This window comes from Duganella rhizosphaerae (assembly GCF_040364205.1).
GTDB lineage: Bacteria > Pseudomonadota > Gammaproteobacteria > Burkholderiales > Burkholderiaceae_D > Rugamonas > Rugamonas rhizosphaerae.
The window spans coordinates 527,839-547,013 of the sequence record NZ_BPWK01000001.1; the positions used below are offsets into that span (position 1 = coordinate 527,839).

At 65.5% G+C, this 19,175-nt stretch carries 10 protein-coding genes; 6 read left to right on the top strand and 4 right to left on the bottom strand.

From position 1 onward, the window contains the following. Nucleotide 1: 1 nt before the first annotated feature. Nucleotides 2-2,140 carry a beta-galactosidase gene (locus RUGAMON1_RS02400; protein WP_445228978.1) on the bottom strand — a complete coding sequence of 713 codons (2,139 nt, stop codon included), beginning with the start codon at nt 2,138-2,140 and terminating at the stop codon, nt 2-4. A gap of 464 nt (nt 2,141-2,604) precedes the next feature. Between RUGAMON1_RS02400 and RUGAMON1_RS02405 the strand changes: the two genes are divergently transcribed. Both RUGAMON1_RS02405 and RUGAMON1_RS02410 read left to right on the top strand, forming a co-directional pair. Further along, on the top strand, nt 2,605-3,711 hold the full coding sequence (locus RUGAMON1_RS02405; protein ID WP_445228979.1) for a helix-turn-helix transcriptional regulator: 1,107 nt from the start codon (nt 2,605-2,607) through the stop codon (nt 3,709-3,711). Between the two features lie 221 nt (nt 3,712-3,932). Then, complete coding sequence (locus RUGAMON1_RS02410; protein WP_445228980.1) at nt 3,933-5,135, top strand: XylR family transcriptional regulator; 1,203 nt, start codon at nt 3,933-3,935, stop codon at nt 5,133-5,135. A gap of 52 nt (nt 5,136-5,187) precedes the next feature. On the opposite strand, the gene RUGAMON1_RS02415 is transcribed toward RUGAMON1_RS02410, so the two are convergent. Next, entirely contained in the window at nt 5,188-6,864 is a 1,677-nt protein-coding gene (locus RUGAMON1_RS02415) for a sodium:solute symporter family transporter (RefSeq protein WP_445228981.1), read from the bottom strand. A 263-nt stretch (nt 6,865-7,127) separates the two neighbouring features. On the opposite strand from RUGAMON1_RS02415, the gene RUGAMON1_RS02420 reads away from it, so the two are divergent. Continuing rightward, nucleotides 7,128-7,997 (top strand): aldose epimerase family protein, encoded by an 870-nt coding sequence (locus RUGAMON1_RS02420; protein ID WP_445228982.1) that lies wholly within the window; start codon nt 7,128-7,130, stop codon nt 7,995-7,997. Nucleotides 7,998-8,002: 5 nt separating this feature from the next. Here RUGAMON1_RS02420 and RUGAMON1_RS02425 read toward each other — a convergent pair whose 3' ends face one another. Beyond that, the gene (locus RUGAMON1_RS02425) at nt 8,003-10,363 is read right to left on the bottom strand and encodes a glycoside hydrolase family 31 protein (protein ID WP_445228983.1); all 2,361 of its coding nucleotides are present in this window, start codon (nt 10,361-10,363) and stop codon (nt 8,003-8,005) included. 251 nt (nt 10,364-10,614) lie between these two features. On the opposite strand from RUGAMON1_RS02425, the gene RUGAMON1_RS02430 reads away from it, so the two are divergent. The 3 genes from RUGAMON1_RS02430 (at nt 10,615) to RUGAMON1_RS02440 (ending at nt 17,339) form a co-directional block, all read left to right on the top strand. Beyond that, nucleotides 10,615-11,958 (top strand): diguanylate cyclase domain-containing protein, encoded by a 1,344-nt coding sequence (locus tag RUGAMON1_RS02430; protein WP_445228984.1) that lies wholly within the window; start codon nt 10,615-10,617, stop codon nt 11,956-11,958. A 270-nt stretch (nt 11,959-12,228) separates the two neighbouring features. After that, entirely contained in the window at nt 12,229-14,931 is a 2,703-nt protein-coding gene (locus RUGAMON1_RS02435; RefSeq protein ID WP_445228985.1) for a TonB-dependent receptor, read from the top strand. 155 nt (nt 14,932-15,086) lie between these two features. Further along, nucleotides 15,087-17,339 carry a glycoside hydrolase family 3 C-terminal domain-containing protein gene (locus RUGAMON1_RS02440; protein ID WP_445228986.1) on the top strand — a complete coding sequence of 751 codons (2,253 nt, stop codon included), beginning with the start codon at nt 15,087-15,089 and terminating at the stop codon, nt 17,337-17,339. Between the two features lie 4 nt (nt 17,340-17,343). On the opposite strand, the gene RUGAMON1_RS02445 is transcribed toward RUGAMON1_RS02440, so the two are convergent. Continuing rightward, nucleotides 17,344-19,020: a sodium:solute symporter family transporter gene (locus tag RUGAMON1_RS02445; RefSeq protein WP_445228987.1), complete on the bottom strand. Its 1,677-nt coding sequence runs from the start codon at nt 19,018-19,020 to the stop codon at nt 17,344-17,346. Nucleotides 19,021-19,175: the final 155 nt, after the last annotated feature.

Sequence of the window (19,175 nt, forward strand, 5' to 3'; positions counted from 1 at the left end):
CTTACTGCGCCGTATCGGGACGGCCCGCCTGGCCGTCCTCTTCGATGATCGCCAATTCCCACGGACCCAGTTCCAGCGCCTCGTCCGGCCGCACGCGGCGCGAGCTCAGCAGCTCCACGCCGGCCCGGTGGCGGTAGCTGAAGCTGACCGCCGCGCCGGAATAGTTGAAGTAGTAGCGCAGCGCGCGGCCAAAGCCGTTGACGCCCGAACGCTCATGCACGTTGGTCGGCAATTGCCGCTCCGGCGCCAGCATGCCCAGCTCCTGCAGCGACGACTGCAACACCGCCTTCTGCAATTTGTCCGACAGGTAGGTGCCCTCGTAGACCACCTTGCCGGCGCCGTACTGGTTGGCGGTGATGGCGGGCCAGCGGCCGAAGAACGGATGGTCGTACCAGGCCAGCGCCTTGGCCGTGTCCAGTTGCAGGAACTCGGCCCAGTGCTGCACCTTGTTGTCCGCGCCGGCCTGGTAGGGATCGCCCTTCAGCGTCAGCGGCTGGGCCAGGTTGGAGAATTCCTGATAGTGGAAGCCGAGCGCCTCGCGCAGCGGGCCCGGCGCCATGGTCCAGCGCACGGCGGCGTTTTCGTTGGCGAAGCCGCTCTTGAAGGTCATCACCACGCGCCCGCCCTTGCGGATGTAGTCGCTGATGCGCTGGAGCAGCGCGTCGTCCGCCACGTACAGCGCCGGCACGATCAGCAGCTTGTAGGCCGAGAAATCCTGGGTGTCCGAAAACACGAAGTCGGCCCCCACGTTCAGGTCGTACAGCGTGCGGTGCATCTGGCGCACCAGCGAGCCGTAGTCGGCCTTGGTGCCGCCGCCGCCCCATTGCGAGTCCTTGGCGAAGGGCATGTCGTTGAGGGCGTTCAGCGAATCGCGGCTCCACAGGATGGCGACGTCGTTGTGCAGCTTCAGGTTCACCAGCCGCGGGCCGATCTTTTGCAGTTCGCGCCCGGTGCGGCTCATCTCGGCGTAGGCGCGGTTGGGTTCCATGTCGTGCGACAGCACGCCCTTCCAGTAGGTCTCCTGGTTGGCGTGGATCGACGCCCAGTGCCAGTATTCGACCATGTTGGCGCCGTTGGACAGGTGGGTGTAGACGTCTTCGCGGAACTGGCCGTCGTACGGCGGGTACTGGAAGGACGAAGACCAGTCGGTGGTCTGGGCGTTGGTCTCGGTGACCAGGAAGTTGCCGCGCTTGAGCGAGCGCGTGAAGTCCGCCTGCAGCGTCTGCTCGGCGCCGTTGTAGTACTCGCGCTGGCCCCAGTGGTAGATGTTGACGGCCGGCGTGTCGAGCGCGCGCGCCACGTCCACCTCGTTGACGTCGCCGTGCATGGCGCCGGCGAAATCATGGGTGACGAACTGGCGCGGCGAGGCGCATTCGCGGATCAGCGCGGCCTGCCAGCCGAGGAAGTCGGTGACGCGCATCTGGCCCCAGCGCGACCACTCCAGCTTGTAGCCGGTGCTCTGGGCGCCGTCGGGGCGCGGCAGGTCGGTCCAGCTGTGCAGGTCCTGGCCCCAGTAGTTCAGGAACCAGGCCTTGCTGAGCTTTTCCGGCGTGCCGAACTTCTTTTCCAGATAGTGCTGGAAGCGCACGAACACGTCGTCGTTGGCGGCGCCGTAGCTGCCGGTCTCGTTGTCGACCTGCCAGCCGATGACGGTCGGGTTGTCCTTGTAGCGCGCGGCGATCTTGCGGATCAGGCGTTCGGCGTAGAAGCGGTAGGCGGCCGAGTCGGTGTTCATGTTCTGCCGCATGCCGTAGGTGTTCTGCGCGCCGTTGAACTTGCGGGCCAGGATTTCCGGGTTCTGCCTGGCCATCCAGGCCGGGATCGAGTAGGTCGGCGTGCCCATGATGACCTTGATGCCGGCCTTGCCCATGGCGTCGATGACGCGGTCCATCCACGCGTAGTCGAAGCGGCCGTCCTCCGGCTCCCACAAGCTCCACGTCGATTCGCCCAGGCGCACCACGTTGAAGCCGGCCTCCTTCATCATCTGCACGTCTTTGTCCAGCCGCTCGTAGGGCATGTATTCGTGGTAGTAGGCGGCGCCGTACAGGATGGTGGGGAAGGGCGGCGGGCCGGCGGCCGGGGTTTGCGCGGCGGCGGTCGCGCACGACAACGCCAGCGAGAGCAGTGTCCGTTTCAGCATTCGAAGTCTCCGTGATGTTTGCAGGGCTGGGATCAGCCAGCCATTGTGGAGACTCGCGGCATGGCCGCGCAATTATGAAAATTACCAATCCGCTCAATGATTTGTCGCCGGCTTCCTGGGCCTGCGCAATTTCATGGGGATCTTGATGGTTTTGACAATTGCCGCGTCCGCACCTTGCCCCGACAATGCATCTCAAGGACTGCGGCGCGGCGCTGCGGTGCCGGGCGCGCCCCGCAGTCCCCGTTTGTGCTCTCCAACTACCTCTCCGGTAGTTTTGGGGCGGCTGCGGCCGCCCCTTTTTTTTCGGCGGCGGACCCAACCGTACGCTTATTGCCATATGACCATTGAACGCGTAACATCGCGTGCAGCGCCGGACCGGCAGCCCGGCGTGCGACTGTCATACACTCTGATCCAGGCTTTCAATGCATGAATTTTATAAAAAAGCGCTAGTCGGGTGCTTTGGTTTGATTGCAGCAAGCGTCGTGCTCGGCTACATCTGCCTGAAACAGAGCTATTTGCAGCTGCCGCTGCTGCCCGCCGCCGACAGCGCGCTGGCCTGGGAAGCCAAACCCAGCTGGGATACGCGTCCGGGCGGCACCGCCCTGATGCAGCTGCGCGAAGCCGGGCAGCAGCTGCGCTTCGACTTCAGCATTGCGAAGTCGGTCGACGCCTTCGCCGGCGCCGAATTGTTTTTCCACGACAGCAAAGGACAGCCCATCCATGTGGATCTGTCGCGCTACAGCGCGATCTCGCTGCTGGTGCAATGCTCGCCGGCCAACACGCTGGCGCTCAGCATTCCCACCTTCGTCGGCGGCACGCCGAAACAGCAGGAGTTCCTCAGCTACCGCACGCCGATCGCCTACTTTTCCTGCGACGAGCATCCTTCGCGCGTCGAGCTGGACCTGACCCGGCTGGAAACGCCCCAGTGGTGGTTCGCCATGGCCGGACAGGCGCTGTCGCGCCAAACCTACAAGCTCGACAAGGTGCCCAAGATCGCCATCGGCAGCACCTTCCAGAGCCCGCGCGGCGCCAGTCTGGCGGTGCGGATCGGCGAGCTGGAACTGAAGGGCCGCGACCGCCGCTATCTGCTGCTGTACGGCGCGGTGCTGGCGCTGGCCTGGAGCGGCTTTGGCGCGTGGTTCTTCAGGAAGCACGCGCAGGCGCTGGTCGACGATGTCAAAGGCAAGCTGCAGAAAGACCTGCCGTTTGTTGCGTACCAGCAACTATCGATGGAGCCGCACCGCGACAAGGAAAAGACGGCCATCCTGCAGTTCATCGCCAGCCACTACGCCGACGCCGAACTGGACCTGGACAGCGTGGTCGAGCAGACCGGGGTCACCCGCAACAAGATCTACGACATCCTGAAGACCGAACTGGGCTTCACCTTCAGCAGCTATCTGAACAAGCTGCGCCTGACCGAGGCGGCGCGGCTGCTGGCCGCCAAGGATACGGCAACGGTGGCGGAAATCGCCTATTCTGTCGGCTACGGCAACGTATCGTACTTCAACAAGCTGTTCAAGGAAGAGTACGGGTGCACGCCGAAGACCTTCCGCGGCGCCTGCCCGCGCTAGCCGGGCGCTAACACTATCGTCATCATTTCTTCAACTATCGCCGTTTTGCTAGCAATTTCAGCCGGAACGCTAGTGCGGGCCGGCTGATCTTCCTATCCTGCTATGCAGCGCTCCGGCCAGGCCGAGAGGGTAGCTGACATAAAAAAATAACGACAAGGAGGAGACGATGACCTGCTTAACAACGGGCGCGCCGCCGCGCCGCAAGCTGGCGCCGGCATGACATGGGCGCCACCAAAGCATACCGGATTGCACTGCTGTTCAACGCCAACAAGACTTTCGACCGCGAGGTACTGGAAGGCATCGCCGACTATCTGGGCAGCACGCGGCTGGCCTGGGAAGTGTTCCTGGAGGAGGATTTTTGCCTGCGGCTGGCCGGCATCGGCAGCTGGCAGGGGGACGGCATCATCGCTGACTTCGACGACCCCGGCGTGGCGGCGGCCTTGTCGGACTGCCAATTGCCGGTGGTGGCGGTCGGCGGCTCCTACGCCGCCGAGGACCAGTATCCGCCCGGCGTGCCCTATGTGGCGACCGACAACTTCGGGCTGGTCAAGCAGGCGCGCGAGCATCTGATCGACGCCGGCCTGCAGCGCTTCGCCATGTTCAGCCTGCCGGAGTCCGGCGAAAACCGCTGGGCGCAGGAGCGCGAACACGCGTTCCGCCGCCTGATGTGGAACGACCGCAGCGAAGCCGAGATCTTCCGCGGCTGCGTGACCAACCCCTGCTCATGGGACGAGGCGGTCGAGCGCCAGGTCGACTGGCTGCGCGGCTTGCCCAAGCCGGTCGGCATCATCGCCGTCACCGACGCCCGCGCGCGCCAGCTGCTGCAGGCCTGCAGCATGGCCGGCATCGAGGTGCCGGGGCAGGTGGCCCTGATCGGCATCGACAACGACCCGCTGGTGCGCATGCTCACCCCGATACCGCTGAGTTCGGTCATGCACGGCGCGCGCGAGATGGGGCGCACCGCGGCCCATTTGCTGAGCCAGAAACTGCACCGGGTCCGGGTGCCGAACGCGCCGGTGCTGGTGCCGCCGGCCGGCGTCAACGTGCTCGCATCCAGCCTGCATCAGCCGGCCGGACATCCGCTGGTGATGCGGGCCTGCCACTTCATCCGCCGGCACGCCTGCGAGAGCCTCAAGAGCCATCAGGTGGCGATGCATCTGGGCGTGTCGCGTTCTTCGCTGGAAGCCTATTTCCGCCAGGAGCTGGGATGCAGCGTGCACGACGTCGTGTTGCGCTGCAAGCTGGACGCCGCCAAGGCCGGCCTCGACAGCGGCGAGCGCAGCATCGCCGACGTGGCGCTGGGCTGCGGTTTCGGCTCGACCCAGTATATGCACCTGGTCTTCAAGCGCGAACTGGGTTGTACGCCGCGCGCCTACCGCGACCGCACATTCGGCGCGCGCGGGCTGCGGTCGGCCGCCGGCTAGCGGCGCGGCCAGGAAACAGGTCGCTGCACGCGACCTGTTTCATTTCAGCCGCCTACCACCAGAGGCTGTAGATCGTCGTTAGCGCGACGGCGATAAGCGCCGAGCCGAACGCGAAGGCGCCGTCGACGCGGAACATCGACGTATCGATATGCATGTGCTTCGATAAGCTGTCGCGCTTGACGCCGGCCATCTTGCTGATGACGACCATGCCGGCCACCACAAACCAGAACACGATGAACATGCGGTCGAGGAAGGGAATTTCGTACACGCCGCTGCCGTTGGCCTTGGAGAAGCCGGTCGACGCCAGGAACGACAGGTCCATCATCGTCGGCAGGAACTTCAGCACGATCGAACCGACCAGGCCGCCCAAGGTGGCGAACATGGCGGCGCCGGCCGTGGTTTTCTTCCAGAAGAAGCCCAGCAGGAACATGGCCAGGATGCCGGGCGAGACGAAGCCGGTGTATTCCTGGATGTACTGGAAGCCGCCTTTCTTGTCGATGCCCAGCATCGGCGCGATCAGCACGGCCAGCACCATCGCCACCACCACGCTGACGCGGCCGATCCACACCATGCGCTGTTCGCTGGCCTGCTTGTTGAAGGCCTTTTTGTAGATGTCGAGCGTGAAGATGGTGGCGATGCTGTTGGCCTTGCCGGCCAGCGAGGCCACCACGGCCGCCGTCAGCGCGGCGAAGGCGATGCCCTTCAGGCCCGATGGCAACAGGCCCAGCAGGATAGGGTAGGCGCGGTCGGGATTGACTTCGCCGCCGACCTTCATGGCGTCGCCCAGCGCGCCGGACTTGTCCAGCGCGTAGGCGGCGATGCCGGGCAAGACCACGATCACCGGCATCAGCAGCTTCAGGAAGGCCGCGAACAGCAAGCCCTTGCGCGCGGTCGGCAGGTCGGCGCCCAAGGCGCGCTGGGTGATGTACTGGTTGCAGCCCCAGTAGTTCAGGTTGACGATCCACATGCCGCCCAGCAGCACCGACAGGCCGGGCAAGTCCATGTAGTTGGGATTGTCGCGCGCGAGCACCATGTCGAAGTGGTCGCGGGTGTGGTTGTACAGCTCGGACAGGCCAGACAGCGCGCCTTGCTTGTGCGCCAGCGCGGCCACCATGTCAAGCGCCAGCCAGGTGGTGACCAGGCCGCCGACCACCAGGCAGGTGACCTGCACCACGTCGGTGTAGCCGATCACCTTCATGCCGCCCAGCGTGATCACCGCCGCGAACACCGCCAGGAACAGCATGCACGGCAGCAGGGCGATGCCCGACAGGCTGCTGATGGCCAGCGCGCCCAGGTAGAGGATGGAGGTCAGGTTGACCACCACGTACAGGCCCAGCCAGAACAGCGCCATGGTGGTGGCCACCGCCTTGCCGTAGCGCTGTTCGAGGAACTGCGGCATGGTGTAGATGCGGTTCTTCAAATAAACCGGCATGAAGAACACGGCCACGATCACCAGCGTGGCGGCCGCCATCAGCTCGTACACGGCGATCGCCATGCCGATCCTGAAGCCGGAGCCGCTCATGCCGATGAACTGCTCGGCCGAGATGTTGGAGGCGATCAGCGAGGCGCCGATGGCCCACCAGGTCAGCGACCCCTCGGCCAGGAAGTAGTCGTGTGAAGCCGAACCGGAACCGGCCTGCTTGCGCCGGTAGACCCAGATGCCATAACCGGCGACCAGGACGAAATAAAACAGAAAGACGGTGACGTCTATGGTGGAAAAAGTGCTCATGCAATGCTCACGATAAAGAGGTTGTCTCCGGGCGGTCGGCCTTGCCTCGGCCGCGCCCTTTTTGATGGTGGGCCAAGGCGTAGCTGCCCCGGCCCGGCCTGCTGCGTTGGCATTATTGCCCAATACCACCCGGCGCAAACGCCGGCGGCGCGCGCTTCGGCAGAATCATTCCGCCGGTTGAGGATTTTCGTAATTGATGCGCCATGCGGCCGGTTGCAAAATGGGTAAAACGCCATTTTCGACCACCGTGCCCTGAATGTTCCATGATGACTACACCCCTTGCCGGCACCACCGGCGAACACCGCTTGTTTACGCTCAGGAACGCCGGCGGCATGGCGGTGACGATCAGCGAATGCGGCGCCGCGCTGCACGCGTGGCGCGCGCCCGACCGCTACGGGCGGATCGCCGACGTGCTGCTGGCCGCGCCCGACCGTCACGGCCCGCTGTTTGCGCCGCCCCGCTGGCAGGGACGCCGCGCCGGAGGCGGCGTGGCGCTGCGGCGCATCACGCCGGACGCCGCCGAGCTGCAGCTGAGCTACCATCTCGACGACGACGGCAACCTGGTCGTCGAGCATGCCGCCTTGGCCGCGGCGCCCACGCCGTGCCCGGCGCAGCCGCCCCCTTGCTTCAACCTCAACAGCGGTGACGCCGACGTCGGCGGCCACATGCTGCAGATCTGCGCCGACTATTACGTGGAAGTCGACGCCGGCGGCATGCCGGCCGGCGTGGCGACGGTGGGCGGCACGCCGTTCGACTTCCGCCATCCGGCGCCGATCGGCGCGCGCCTGTGCTGGCCCGACACCCAGATCCAGGTGGCGGGCGGCTTCGACCACTGCTTCTTCGTCGGCGACCACTACGCCGGCGGACAGGGCGCGTTGCGCGAAGTGGCGCGCGTGATCGATCCCGGCTCGGGCCGCCGTCTGCAGATGTACAGCACCGAGGCGGTCCTGCAATTTCGCGCCGGCGGCCCCGATGCGGAGCCACCGGCCGCGCCGCATCGGTGGCGGCGCGGCCTGTCGCTGCACGCCCAGCCCCGGCCCAGCCTGGTGAGCCAGGGCTGGCCGCAGCTGATGCTGCGCCCCGGCGAGGTCTATCGCCAGACCACCGTCTACCGGTTGTCGCTGCAGCGCTAGCCGGCCTATTTCCCGACCACCTTGAGCAGGGCGGGCGCCTGGCGCGCCAGCTCGGCGTCGCCGCCCACCGTCAGGCGGCCGGCGCCGTCGTTCCAGTGCAGCCGCGCCAGCGTGCCCTTGCCCTGCTGGTAGTCGTAGGACACGCCATCGTCGTCGTACAGCGCGAAGTCGCCGTCCTTGCCCGGATAGACCCTGAGCTCGGCGATCGCCTGGCGGGTCGCGGTCGACTGGATCTCCGCGCCCAGCGGCACGATGGCGCCGGCCCGGACGAACACCGGGATCTGCTCGATCGGCGCGGCCGCCTTGATCCAGCGTCCGCCGGTCAGCTTTTCATTGGTCCAGAAGTTGTACCAGTCGCTGCCGGCCGGCAGGTAGACGTCTTTCTGCGTCTGCCCCTGCTCGGTCACGGGCGCGACCAGGAACGCCGGGCCGAACATGTACTGCGTGCCGATGTTGGCCACCTGCGGGTCGTTCGGGAAATCCATCCACAGCGGCCGCATGAAGGGCGCGCCGCTGTCCCAGGTCGCCTTGGCCTGGCTGTAGAGGTAGGGCATGAGCTGGTAGCGCAGCCGGTCGTAGCGGGCCAGGATGGCCTCGGCCTGGGCGCCGAATTCCCAGATTTCCGTGTGTTTGCGGTCGCCGTGCACGCGCAAGGTCGGCAGGAAGGTGCCGTACTGGAACCAGCGCGTGAACAGTTCCGGATAGTCGTGGTTCTGGCCGACGGTGTCGGCGGCGCCGGCCGGGTCGAGCAGCGGCGTCTTGGTGGCCTTGGTGCTCTGCGACAGCCACTGCCAGCCGCCGATGTCGTTGCCCCAGTAGGCGATGCCGGAGGCCGTCATGTTCAGGCCGGTGGGAATCTGGCGCGCCAGCGCTTCCCAGGACGGCTGGATGTCGGACGACCAGAACAGCGCGCCGGTGCGCTGGGCGCCGAGGTAGGCGGCGCGCGACAGGATCAGCGCGCGCTTGTTCGGCTTCCACGCGCGCATGCCGTCGGCCACGCCTTCGACGTGCAGCAGCGGGAACACGTTGTGATAGCGGTCGCCCGAGCCGATCGCGTAGAAATAGCCGTCCGGCACCAGGTCCGGCTCGGTCTCGTCCAGCCACGGATAGTCGAAGCCGTGCGAGAGGATGTTGTCGCGCGCGTGCTCCCAGTACCATTTGCGTGCCGCCGGGTTGGTGGCGTCGATCAGCGCGCCGGTGCGGTCGGCGCGCGACGGCAGGCCGTCGACGGTCTTGCCGTCCTTGTCCTTGAGGAAGTAGCCCTTCGCGTCGAGCTCGTTGAAATAGCGGCCGGCCGTCTCGAAGCGCGGCCAGATCGAGATGATCGACTGCATGCCCAGGCCGTGCAGTTCCTTGTTCATCGCGTCCGGGTCGGGGAACTGCGCCGGGTCGATGTCGAGCTGGCCCATGCGGGTCCAGTAGAACCAGTCGACCACCATGATGTCGAGCGGGTACTTCTTCTGGCGGTAGGTGTTGGCCACGCGCAGCACTTCCTGCTGGCTGTCGTAGCGCGCCTTGGACTGGATCAGCCCGAACGCGGCCTTGGGCGGGATCGGCGTCCTGCCGGTCACCCGCGCGTAGCCCGAATACAGTTCTTCCGGCGTATTGCCGGTGATGACGAAGAAGCTGACGCGCTCGCCCACGCTGGACTGGAAGCCGGTGCGGCCGTTGACGCCGGCGATGAAGCGGGTCGCCGACGGGTTGTCCCAGACGATGCCGTAGCCCTTGGACGACACCATGAACGGCACGCACACCGTCTCGCCGGCCGGGGCGTCGTACCAGTGCTTGCAGTCGATGACGCGGCCGCGCAGGTCGAGCGGGCCGGTCGATTCCTGGTTCTGCCCCATGCCGTAGTAGTGCTCGTCGGCCGGCGCGCTGAACGAGGCGCCGGTCTGGTAGGTCTTTTCGGTGTTGACGGTTTGCGGCGCCATCTCCCAGCCGGTCATGTCGAGCAGCAGTTCTCCCTTGGCGTTCTTCACCTGCAGCGCCAGCGGCGCCAGTTGCGGCGCGAAGTATTTTTCGGCCATGCTCGGCGTGCGCGCCGCCGGCGCCGCTGCGACGTGCAGGCTCAGCGCCGGCGAGGTGAAGCTGTCGCCGTCCTTGCCGCTGCTGTGGCGGAAGGCGCTGTTGTCGGCGCCGCCGGCCAGGATGCCGTAGCCGGCGCCTTTCAGCGCCTCGGCCTTGTCGGCGGCCAGCGTGATGCGCACCACGTTCGGGCCATAGGCCTCGACCGCGACCCAGGCGCCGTTGCGGTCGAGCGTGGCGATCGGCGCGCCCTGGGCCACGGCCGCGGCGCCGAGCGCGATCGTGGTCATCGTGGCGGCCAGCGTGGTGCGCCGGCGGCGGGCGGGGTGGTGCGTGCTCATGTCAGTCTCCTGTATTCGGGTGGGGCATGCTTGCCTTGGGGGCCCTTGCGCGTGATGCCCGTATTTTGGGCGCTCCATGATTGCAGAGCCGTCATGGGGCCGCAATTATGAAAATCACCGACTCCGGGTATGATTTGCAGCAATTCCCGGCATTGCCGTTCCGGGCCGGGTATCCGTGCGGGTGTTGGTCTTTGGTCACAAAACGCCGCGGAACGCCTTGCCGGCCGTTTTCGGGACTAAAATCGGCCGATATGCATAAATCGACCGCCGCCACGATAGCCCGCTTCACCGACCTGCTGATGGATGCCGTCTGCATGGTCGATGCGGACGGCCGCTTCGTGTTTGTCAGCGCCGCCTGCGAGCGCATCTTCGGCTATGCGCCGCAGGAGATGATCGGCATGCAGATGATCAACCTGGTCGCGCCGGCCGACCGCGAACGCACGCTGGCGGCGGCCCGCACCATCATGGATGGCCAGCCTGCCTCCCACTTCGAAAACCGCTACGTCCGCAAGGACGGCAAGATCGTCCATATCATGTGGTCGGCGCGCTGGTCCGAGGCCGACCAACTGCGCGTGGCCGTGGCGCGGGATATCACGGCGACCAAGCAGGCCGAAACGATGCAGGCGGCGCTGTATGCGATCTCGGAAGCGGCCCATGCCAGCGACGACCTGCCGGCCTTGTTCCGCCATATCCACCAGATTATCGGCGCCATGCTGCCGGCGCCCGGATTCGCCGTTGCGCTACGCGGCGACAGGGGCGAGGGCGTGGAGTTTTCCTATCACGTCAACGCCCATGGCGGCGCCGCGCCGCCGCCGCTGGCGTGCTGGCTGGGGGAGCAAGTGCTGCGCGGCGGCCAGCCGGTGCTGCTGACGCCCGCCACCGCCGCCGCGCTGCCGCCGGCATTGCAGGCGGCCGGCATGCTGCCCGATTGCTGGCTGGGCGTGCCGCTGACGACCAGCCAGGGCAGCATCGGCGTGCTGATGCTGCAGAGCGGCGACGGCCCTGAGCAGTCCGGCTACACCGACCAGGACCAGGAATTGCTGATGTTTGTCTCCAACCAGGTGGCGACGGCGATCCAGCGCAAGCAACTGCATTCCAGGCTGCGCTTCATGGCCCAGCACGATGAGCTGACCCAGCTGCCCAACCGCCGGCTGTTCCTCGACCGCCTGCAGATGGCGGTGGCGCGCGCCCAGCGCCACCAGTGCCGGCTGGCCCTGCTGTTCATCGACCTGAACAAGTTCAAGCAGGTCAACGACGAGCACGGCCATGCCTGCGGCGACCTGCTGTTGCGCGAAGTGGCGCACCGGCTGAAGCGCTGCGTGCGCGAATCGGACACCGTGGCGCGGCTGGGCGGGGACGAGTTCGTCATCATTGTGGAAGAAGTGCTGGTGGCCGACGACGCCCTGCAGATCGTCGACAAGATCCACCAGGTGCTGGCGGCGCCGATGCTGCTGACCACCGGCCTGGGCCTGGCGATCACCGCCAGCGTCGGGGTCGCGCACTACCCCGACCACGGCGCCGACATCGCGCAGTTGATGCGCTATGCCGACCAGGCCATGTACGCCGCCAAGCAGACGGAAGAGCATTCCGGCTAGCCGCCATCAGCCTGTCCAGGCAGTGGTTTTACGACGTGGCTCCTTCGGGAGCCATGTTCGTTTTGGTCCCGGTTGTGCCGATTTCGTTGGTTTCCAGTGTTGAGACTGCCAAGACGTCGGTTACCCATCCACGTAAGCTCTGTTGCGATTCGATAGTCTGTTGACACACGCCATCGAAGCAAACCGGCAGTTTCATTACAACGATTCCCCACACGCGATGGGGGACGTCATCACTAGGAGACGAGTAATATGTTTCAGGAAAAAATATGTGTGCGCTGGGTGAAGTTGGCGCTGGCCTTGTTGTCGGCCCACGGCGCGGCGTACGCGCAGATGGAGCAGGCGCCCAAGCCGGACGCCAAGATGGAGCGGGTGGAAATCACCGGCAGTAACATCAAGCGCATCGCCCAAGAGGGCGTCTCGCCGATGACCCTGATCACCAAGGAAGACATCAAGCGCTCGGGCGCGACCTCGGTGCTCGACGTGTTGCGCAACCTGCCTTCGGTCGGCGGCAACGGCCGCGATTTCGGCGGCGGCAACGACTTCCGCAACGGCGCCACCACGGCCAGCCTGCGCGGCATGCCGACCCTGATCCTGTTGAACGGCAACCGCCTGCCGGTGTCCGGCTCGGACGACTCCAACGGCTTCACCTCGGTGGACTTGAACATGCTGCCGCTGGCGGCGATCGAGCGCATCGAGGTGCTCAAGGACGGCGCCTCGGCGATCTACGGCACCGATGCGGTGGGTGGCGTGATCAACTTCATCATGCGCCAGAACTACCAGGGCGTGGACCTGAGCACCAGCTACGGCACCACCACGCTGGGCGGCGGCGATGTGCGCAAGCTGTCGGTGGCCGGCGGCTACGGCGACCGCGCCACGCAGAAATTCAACCTGACCTACGCGGCGATGGTCGAGGACACCAAGCGCATCAAGGGCACCGACCGCGACTGGGCCAACCACATCGACTTCGGCGCCAGCGGTGGCCTGCAGTACGCCAACGTCTACGGCGCCCACGGCACCGACGCCGGCACGCTGTCGATCGGCGGCAACCGCTTCGCCGACCCGGGATGCCTGCCAGGCTCCAAGCTGCCGTATCCGAGCGGCGCCGAATGGTTCCCTTCGCCGACCCGCAACGGCTGCCTGTCGGCGACGGCGGAATTCACCGACCTGGTCAAGCCGTCGCGCCGCGCCGGCGCCACCGCCGCCCTGAACTGGGACCTCGCGCCGGACCTGACCTTGTTCGCCAATGCTTTCTTCACCAACTTCGACAAGCGCATCGTCGGCCAGTCGTCGTGGCTGCAGAACCGCGCGCGCAACAACCTGGTCATCCCGGCCTCGAACCCCTTCAACACCTACGGCAAGCCGGTGACGGTGCGGCGCGATTTTCCGGTCTACGAGGGCGGCATCAAGACCAATGTCGACAATATCTGGCTGCTGACCGGGCTAAAGGGCGAGCTGGCCGGCTGGGACTGGTCGGCGACCTTGTCGCACGGCGAGGAACGGGGCCGCACCGATACCCTGGGCGCCTACAAGCTGGAGGAATTGAACAAGGCGGTCGACGACGGGCGCTTCAATCCCTTCGGCGTCAACAGCAATTCGGACGCCTTGATCAGGGAACTGTCGGGCGAAATGTATGTGAAGACCCGCAGCAAAACCGATTCCATCAAGGTGCAGGCCGGGACCGAATTCGGCGAGCTGCCGGGCGGGAAGGTCGGCGTCTCGGTGGGGTCCGAGCTGCGCAAGAATTCGCTGTCATACACGCCGTCGCAGGATTGGCAGCAGGGCTTGCTGGGCCAGTACGCGGTGTTGCCGCCGATCTCGGGTTCGGAAAAACTGTCGGCCGTGTATGCGGAGCTGAGCCTGCCGCTGCTGAAGACACTGGAGGCCCAGGCCGCCGTGCGCTACGACAAATATGAGCTGGCCGGCGCCACCACCAATCCCAAGTTCGGCCTGAAGTGGAAGCCGAGCAAGGAGATCATGCTGCGCGCGAACTACAGCACCGGCATGGTGGCGCCGTCGCTGCCGCAGCGCTTCAGCGAAGGCCGGGATTCCTTCTCGGCCACCAAGGACCCGCACCGCTGCGTGGAGGGCGATGTCTATTTCGATACCTATTGCACCCGCTACGTGAAGGCGTCCAACGTCGGCACCAAGAATCTGCAGCCGGAGAAATCGAACCAATACAACATCGGCTTCGTCATCGAACCGTTCAAGGACCTGAACATCGGCCTGACCTACTACGATATCAAGTGGAAAAACAAGATTGACGTCCTCGACAACACAACGGTGCTCGATAACGAAGATGGCGCCTACAAGTCGCATGTAACGCGCGACGAAGTCACCGCCGAGGATATCGCGGCCTATGCGGCGCTGTCGGCGGCCGACCGGGCGCGGCTGGGTCCTTTGCGCGGCGAACTGTCCAACATCAAGACTGGCTGGGTCAACCGCTTCCAGTCGCACACCTCCGGCATCGACCTGGAAGCGTCCTACACCTTCCGTACCGAAAAGCTGGGCCGCTTCAAGGTGTTTAGCGAAGCCAATTACACGCTGCGCTACGACACGGTGCTGTTGGCCGACAACGTCTACATCAACTGCGCGAACAACACCTCGTGCGATGCCGGCGAATACGGCAATCCGCGCGTGCTGGCCAACGTCGGCGTGAACTGGGATCAGGGACCGTGGAGCGGCACCGGCATCGTCAAGTACGTGGCCGGCACCAAGGTCGATCGCACGCCGTCGGCCGTGCAGAACCAATGGTATGACTTCTATGCCAAGGGACGGCGGATTCCCGCCATCGCCACGCTGGACGCATCGCTGGCCTATTCGGGCATCAAGAACGCGGTGATCCGCGTCGGCGCCAACAACGTGTTCAACCGCGATCCGGCCTTCGATCCGGGTTCCTCGCTGGGTTACAACGACAGCTGGGGCGATCCGCGCGGCCGCTACGTGTATGTCAGCCTGGACTACAGCTTCAAATAAACGTTGCTGACGATCCGGCCGCCTTCTTCCGGGAGGCGGCCGGATTTGTCGTTGTTGCGGAATATCGTTCCGGCTTTTCGTCATTTTCGTAATTGCCCGGCTTGCGCGCCGGGGGCACAATCGCCCGCAAACAATTCAGAAAGTGATGGAGACAAATGAAATTGAAGAGAAAATTCAGCCTGCTGGCGGCCGCCGTGGCGCTTTGCTGCGGCAGCGCCAACGCGCAAACCGGAGGCGAGACTGCCGCGCCTGCGGCCATGCCGTGGATGAACGCGCAACTGGATGCGCAGGAGCGGGCCCGCCTGGCGGTCGCGGCGATGACGTTGGACGAGAAGCTCAAGCTGGTCTACGGCTACCTCGGCGCCGACATGGAATACAAAAAGACCACGCGGCCGGCGCCGGCGCACAAGCAGTCGGCCGGCTTTATCTATGGCGTGCCGCGCCTGGGCATCCCCAACCTGTGGGAAACCGACGCCGGCCTGGGCGTGGCCAGCCAGGCCGGGCCGGACGCGCGCCAGGGCACGGCGCTGCCGTCCGGCCTGAACACGGCGGCCACCTGGGATCTGCAGACCGCCTATGCGGGCGGCGCCATGATCGGCGCGGAAGCGCGCGCCTACGGCTTCAATGTGCTGCTGGCCGGCGGCGTCAACCTGATGCGCGAGCCGCGCAACGGCCGCAACTTCGAATACGCGGGCGAGGATCCGCTGTTGGCCGGCAAGATCGTCGGCGCGCAAATCAAGGGCATCCAGTCGAACCGCGTGGTGTCCACGCTCAAGCACTTTGCCCTGAACGACCAGGAAACCGGCCGCACCACGCTCAACGTCAGGATCGACGACCGTTCGGCGCGCATGTCGGACCTGCTGGCCTTGCAGATCGCCAACGAGGACGGCAATCCCGGCGCGGTCATGTGTTCCTACAACCGCGTCAACGGCGTGTATGCCTGCGAGAACGACTATCTGCTGAACCAGGTGCTGAAGAAGGACTGGGGCTTCAAGGGCTGGGTGATGTCGGACTGGGGCGCGACGCACAGCACGGTGCCGGCCGCCAATGCCGGCCTGGACCAGCAATCCGGCATGCCGTTCGACCTGGCCGATTATTTCGGCCCGCCGCTGAAGGAGGCCGTGCTGAACGGCTGGGTGCCGCAGGCGCGCCTGGACGACATGGTGCGCCGCATCCTGTATGCGATGTTCGCGCACGGCGTGGTGGACCACCCGGTGGCGCCGGCGCCGCAAGCGATCGACTTCAATGCGCACGCGGCGGTGTCGCGCAAGGATGCGCAGGAGGGCATGGTGCTGCTGAAAAACAGCAACGGCGCCTTGCCGCTGAACCGCGCCGCCAAACGCATCGCGGTGATCGGCGGCTATGCCGACCGTGGCGTGCTGGCCGGCGGCGGTTCGTCGCTGGTGTATCCGGTTGGCGGCAATGCCGCGCCGGAGTTGACGCCCAAGACCTGGCCCGGTCCGGTCATGGTTTATCCGTCGTCGCCGTTGAAAGCCATCCAGGCGCGCATGCCGTCGGCCACGGTGACGTACAGCGACGGCAGCGACCGCGACGCGGCGGCCAGGCTGGCGCGCGACAGCGACGTGGTGCTGGTGTTCGCGACCCAATGGACGGGCGAGGGCTTCGACATGCCCAACCTGTCCCTGCCCGACAAGCAGGACGAGCTGATCGCCACGGTGGCGGCGGCCAACGCCAACACCGTCGTGGTGCTGGAAACCGGCGGACCGGTGACCATGCCGTGGCTGCCCAAGGTGTCGGCCGTGCTGGAGGCGTGGTATCCGGGCACCAGCGGCGGCGAGGCGATTGCCGGCGTGCTGTTCGGCGAGGTCAATCCTTCAGGCCATTTGCCGGCCACCTTCCCGGCCTCGGAATCGCAGTTGCCGCGCCCGGCGCTGGATGGCTTCCCCGAAGTGGCGGACCGCCGCTTCGATGTCGACTACCGCGAAGGCGCGGCGGTCGGCTACAAGTGGTTCGACCTGAAGGGGCTCAAGCCTTTGTTCCCGTTCGGCCATGGCTTGTCGTACACCGAGTTTGCTTTCTCGGACCTGGCCGCCAGCGTCAAGGACGGCGTGGTGCGGGCATCGTTCACGGTGAGGAATGCGGGCAAGGTGGCGGGCAAGCAGGTGGCCCAGGTCTACGTGTCGCCGCTGACCGCGCGCTGGGAAGCGCCCAAGCGTTTGGCGGGCTTCCAGAAGGTTGAGGTGCAGCCGGGGGCGGGTGTTCAATCGTCAGTCACCGTCGATCCGCGCTTGCTGGCCGTCTATGACTCGGCATCGAAGACCTGGAAGGTCGCCAGGGGCGATTACAAGCTCACCCTGGCGACCAGCGCTGCCGACGACCAGGCCGTCAGCACAGTGGTTCATCTGGAGGCCGCCGTCTACGATGTGAACGGCAAGCGCTCCCGTTAAATCGTTACCACCAAAGGCTGTAGATCGTCGTCAGCGCGACGGCGATCACGGCCGAACCCAGCGCGAAAGCGCCGTCGACACGGAACATCGACGTATCGATATGCATGTGCTTCGACAAGCTGTCGCGCTTGACGCCGGCCATCTTGCTGATGACGACCATGCCGGCCACCACCACCCAGAACACGATGAACATGCGGTCGAGGAAGGGGATCTCGGCCAGGCCGCTGGACGTGACCTTGGCAAAGCCGATCGGCACCAGGAACGACAGGTCCATCATCGTCGGCAGGAACTTCAGCACGATCGAACCGACCAGGCCGCCCAGGGTGGCGAACATGGCCGCGCCGGCCGTGGTCTTTTTCCAGAAGAAGCCCAGCAGGAACATGGCCAGGATGCCGGGCGAGACGAAGCCGGTGTATTCCTGGATGTACTGGAAGCCGCCTTTCTTGTCGATGCCCAGCATCGGCGCGATCAGCACGGCCAGCACCATCGCCACCACCACGCTGACGCGGCCGATCCACACCATGCGCTGTTCGCTGGCCTGCTTGTTGAAGGCCTTTTTGTAGATGTCGAGCGTGAAGATGGTGGCGATGCTGTTGGCCTTGCCGGCCAGCGAGGCCACCACGGCCGCCGTCAGCGCGGCGAAGGCGATGCCCTTCAGGCCCGATGGCAACAGGCCCAGCAGGATAGGGTAGGCGCGGTCGGGATTGACTTCGCCGCCGACCTTCATGGCGTCGCCCAGCGCGCCGGACTTGTCCAGCGCGTAGGCGGCGATGCCGGGCAAGACCACGATCACCGGCATCAGCAGCTTCAGGAAGGCCGCGAACAGCAGGCCCTTGCGCGCGGTCGGCAGGTCGGCGCCCAAGGCGCGCTGGGTGATGTATTGATTGCAGCCCCAGTAGTTCAGGTTGACGATCCACATGCCGCCCAGCAGCACCGACAGGCCGGGCAGGTCCATGTAGTTGGGATTGTCGCGCGTGAGCACCATGTCGAAGTGGTCGCGGGTGTGGTTGTACAGTTCGGACAGGCCGGACAGCGCGCCTTGCTTGTGTGCCAGCGCGGCCACCATGTCGAGCGCCAGCCAGGTGGTGACCAGGCCGCCGACCACCAGGCAGGTCACCTGCACCACGTCGGTGTAGCCGATCACCTTCATGCCGCCCAGCGTGATCACCGCCGCAAAGACCGCCAGGAACAGCATGCACGGCAGCAGGGCGATGCCCGACAGGCTGCTGATGGCCAGCGCGCCCAGGTAGAGGATGGAGGTCAGGTTGACCACCACGTACAGACCCAGCCAGAACAACGCCATGGTGGTGGCCACCGCCTTGCCGTAGCGCTGTTCGAGGAACTGCGGCATGGTGTAGATGCGGTTCTTCAAATAAACCGGCATGAAGAACACGGCCACGATCACCAGCGTGGCGGCCGCCATCAGCTCGTACACGGCGATCGCCATGCCGATCCTGAAGCCGGAGCCGCTCATGCCGATGAACTGCTCGGCCGAGATGTTGGAGGCGATCAGCGAGGCGCCGATGGCCCACCAGGTCAGCGAACCCTCGGCCAGGAAATAATCATGCGAGGCTTTGCCGGAGCCGCCTTGCTTGCGCCGGTAAACCCAGATGCCATAACCGGCGACCAGGACGAAATACACAAGAAAAACGGTCAAGTCTATGGCTGAAAAAGTACTCATGCGGTGCTCACGATAAAAGGTTGTCTCCGGGCTGGTGGCCTTGCTGCGGCCGTGGCCCTTTTTTTGATGAATCTGCCAGAGCGGAATCTTAGGCGATTTGGCCCTGTCATTTCCAATAAGACTTTTGCACTCAGCTATATTGTTTGGGTAGGGGT

What these genes read in the sequence shown, in the direction of transcription:
- RUGAMON1_RS02430 (WP_445228984.1), top strand. Translation starts at nt 10,615, where the DNA reads ATGCATAAATCGACCGCCGCCACGATAGCCCGCTTCACCGACCTGCTG.
- RUGAMON1_RS02445 (WP_445228987.1), bottom strand. Translation starts at nt 19,020, where the DNA reads ATGAGTACTTTTTCAGCCATAGACTTGACCGTTTTTCTTGTGTATTTC.
- RUGAMON1_RS02400 (WP_445228978.1), bottom strand. Translation starts at nt 2,140, where the DNA reads ATGCTGAAACGGACACTGCTCTCGCTGGCGTTGTCGTGCGCGACCGCC.
- RUGAMON1_RS02410 (WP_445228980.1), top strand. Translation starts at nt 3,933, where the DNA reads ATGGGCGCCACCAAAGCATACCGGATTGCACTGCTGTTCAACGCCAAC.
- RUGAMON1_RS02420 (WP_445228982.1), top strand. Translation starts at nt 7,128, where the DNA reads ATGATGACTACACCCCTTGCCGGCACCACCGGCGAACACCGCTTGTTT.
- RUGAMON1_RS02415 (WP_445228981.1), bottom strand. Translation starts at nt 6,864, where the DNA reads ATGAGCACTTTTTCCACCATAGACGTCACCGTCTTTCTGTTTTATTTC.
- RUGAMON1_RS02440 (WP_445228986.1), top strand. Translation starts at nt 15,087, where the DNA reads ATGAAATTGAAGAGAAAATTCAGCCTGCTGGCGGCCGCCGTGGCGCTT.
- RUGAMON1_RS02425 (WP_445228983.1), bottom strand. Translation starts at nt 10,363, where the DNA reads ATGAGCACGCACCACCCCGCCCGCCGCCGGCGCACCACGCTGGCCGCC.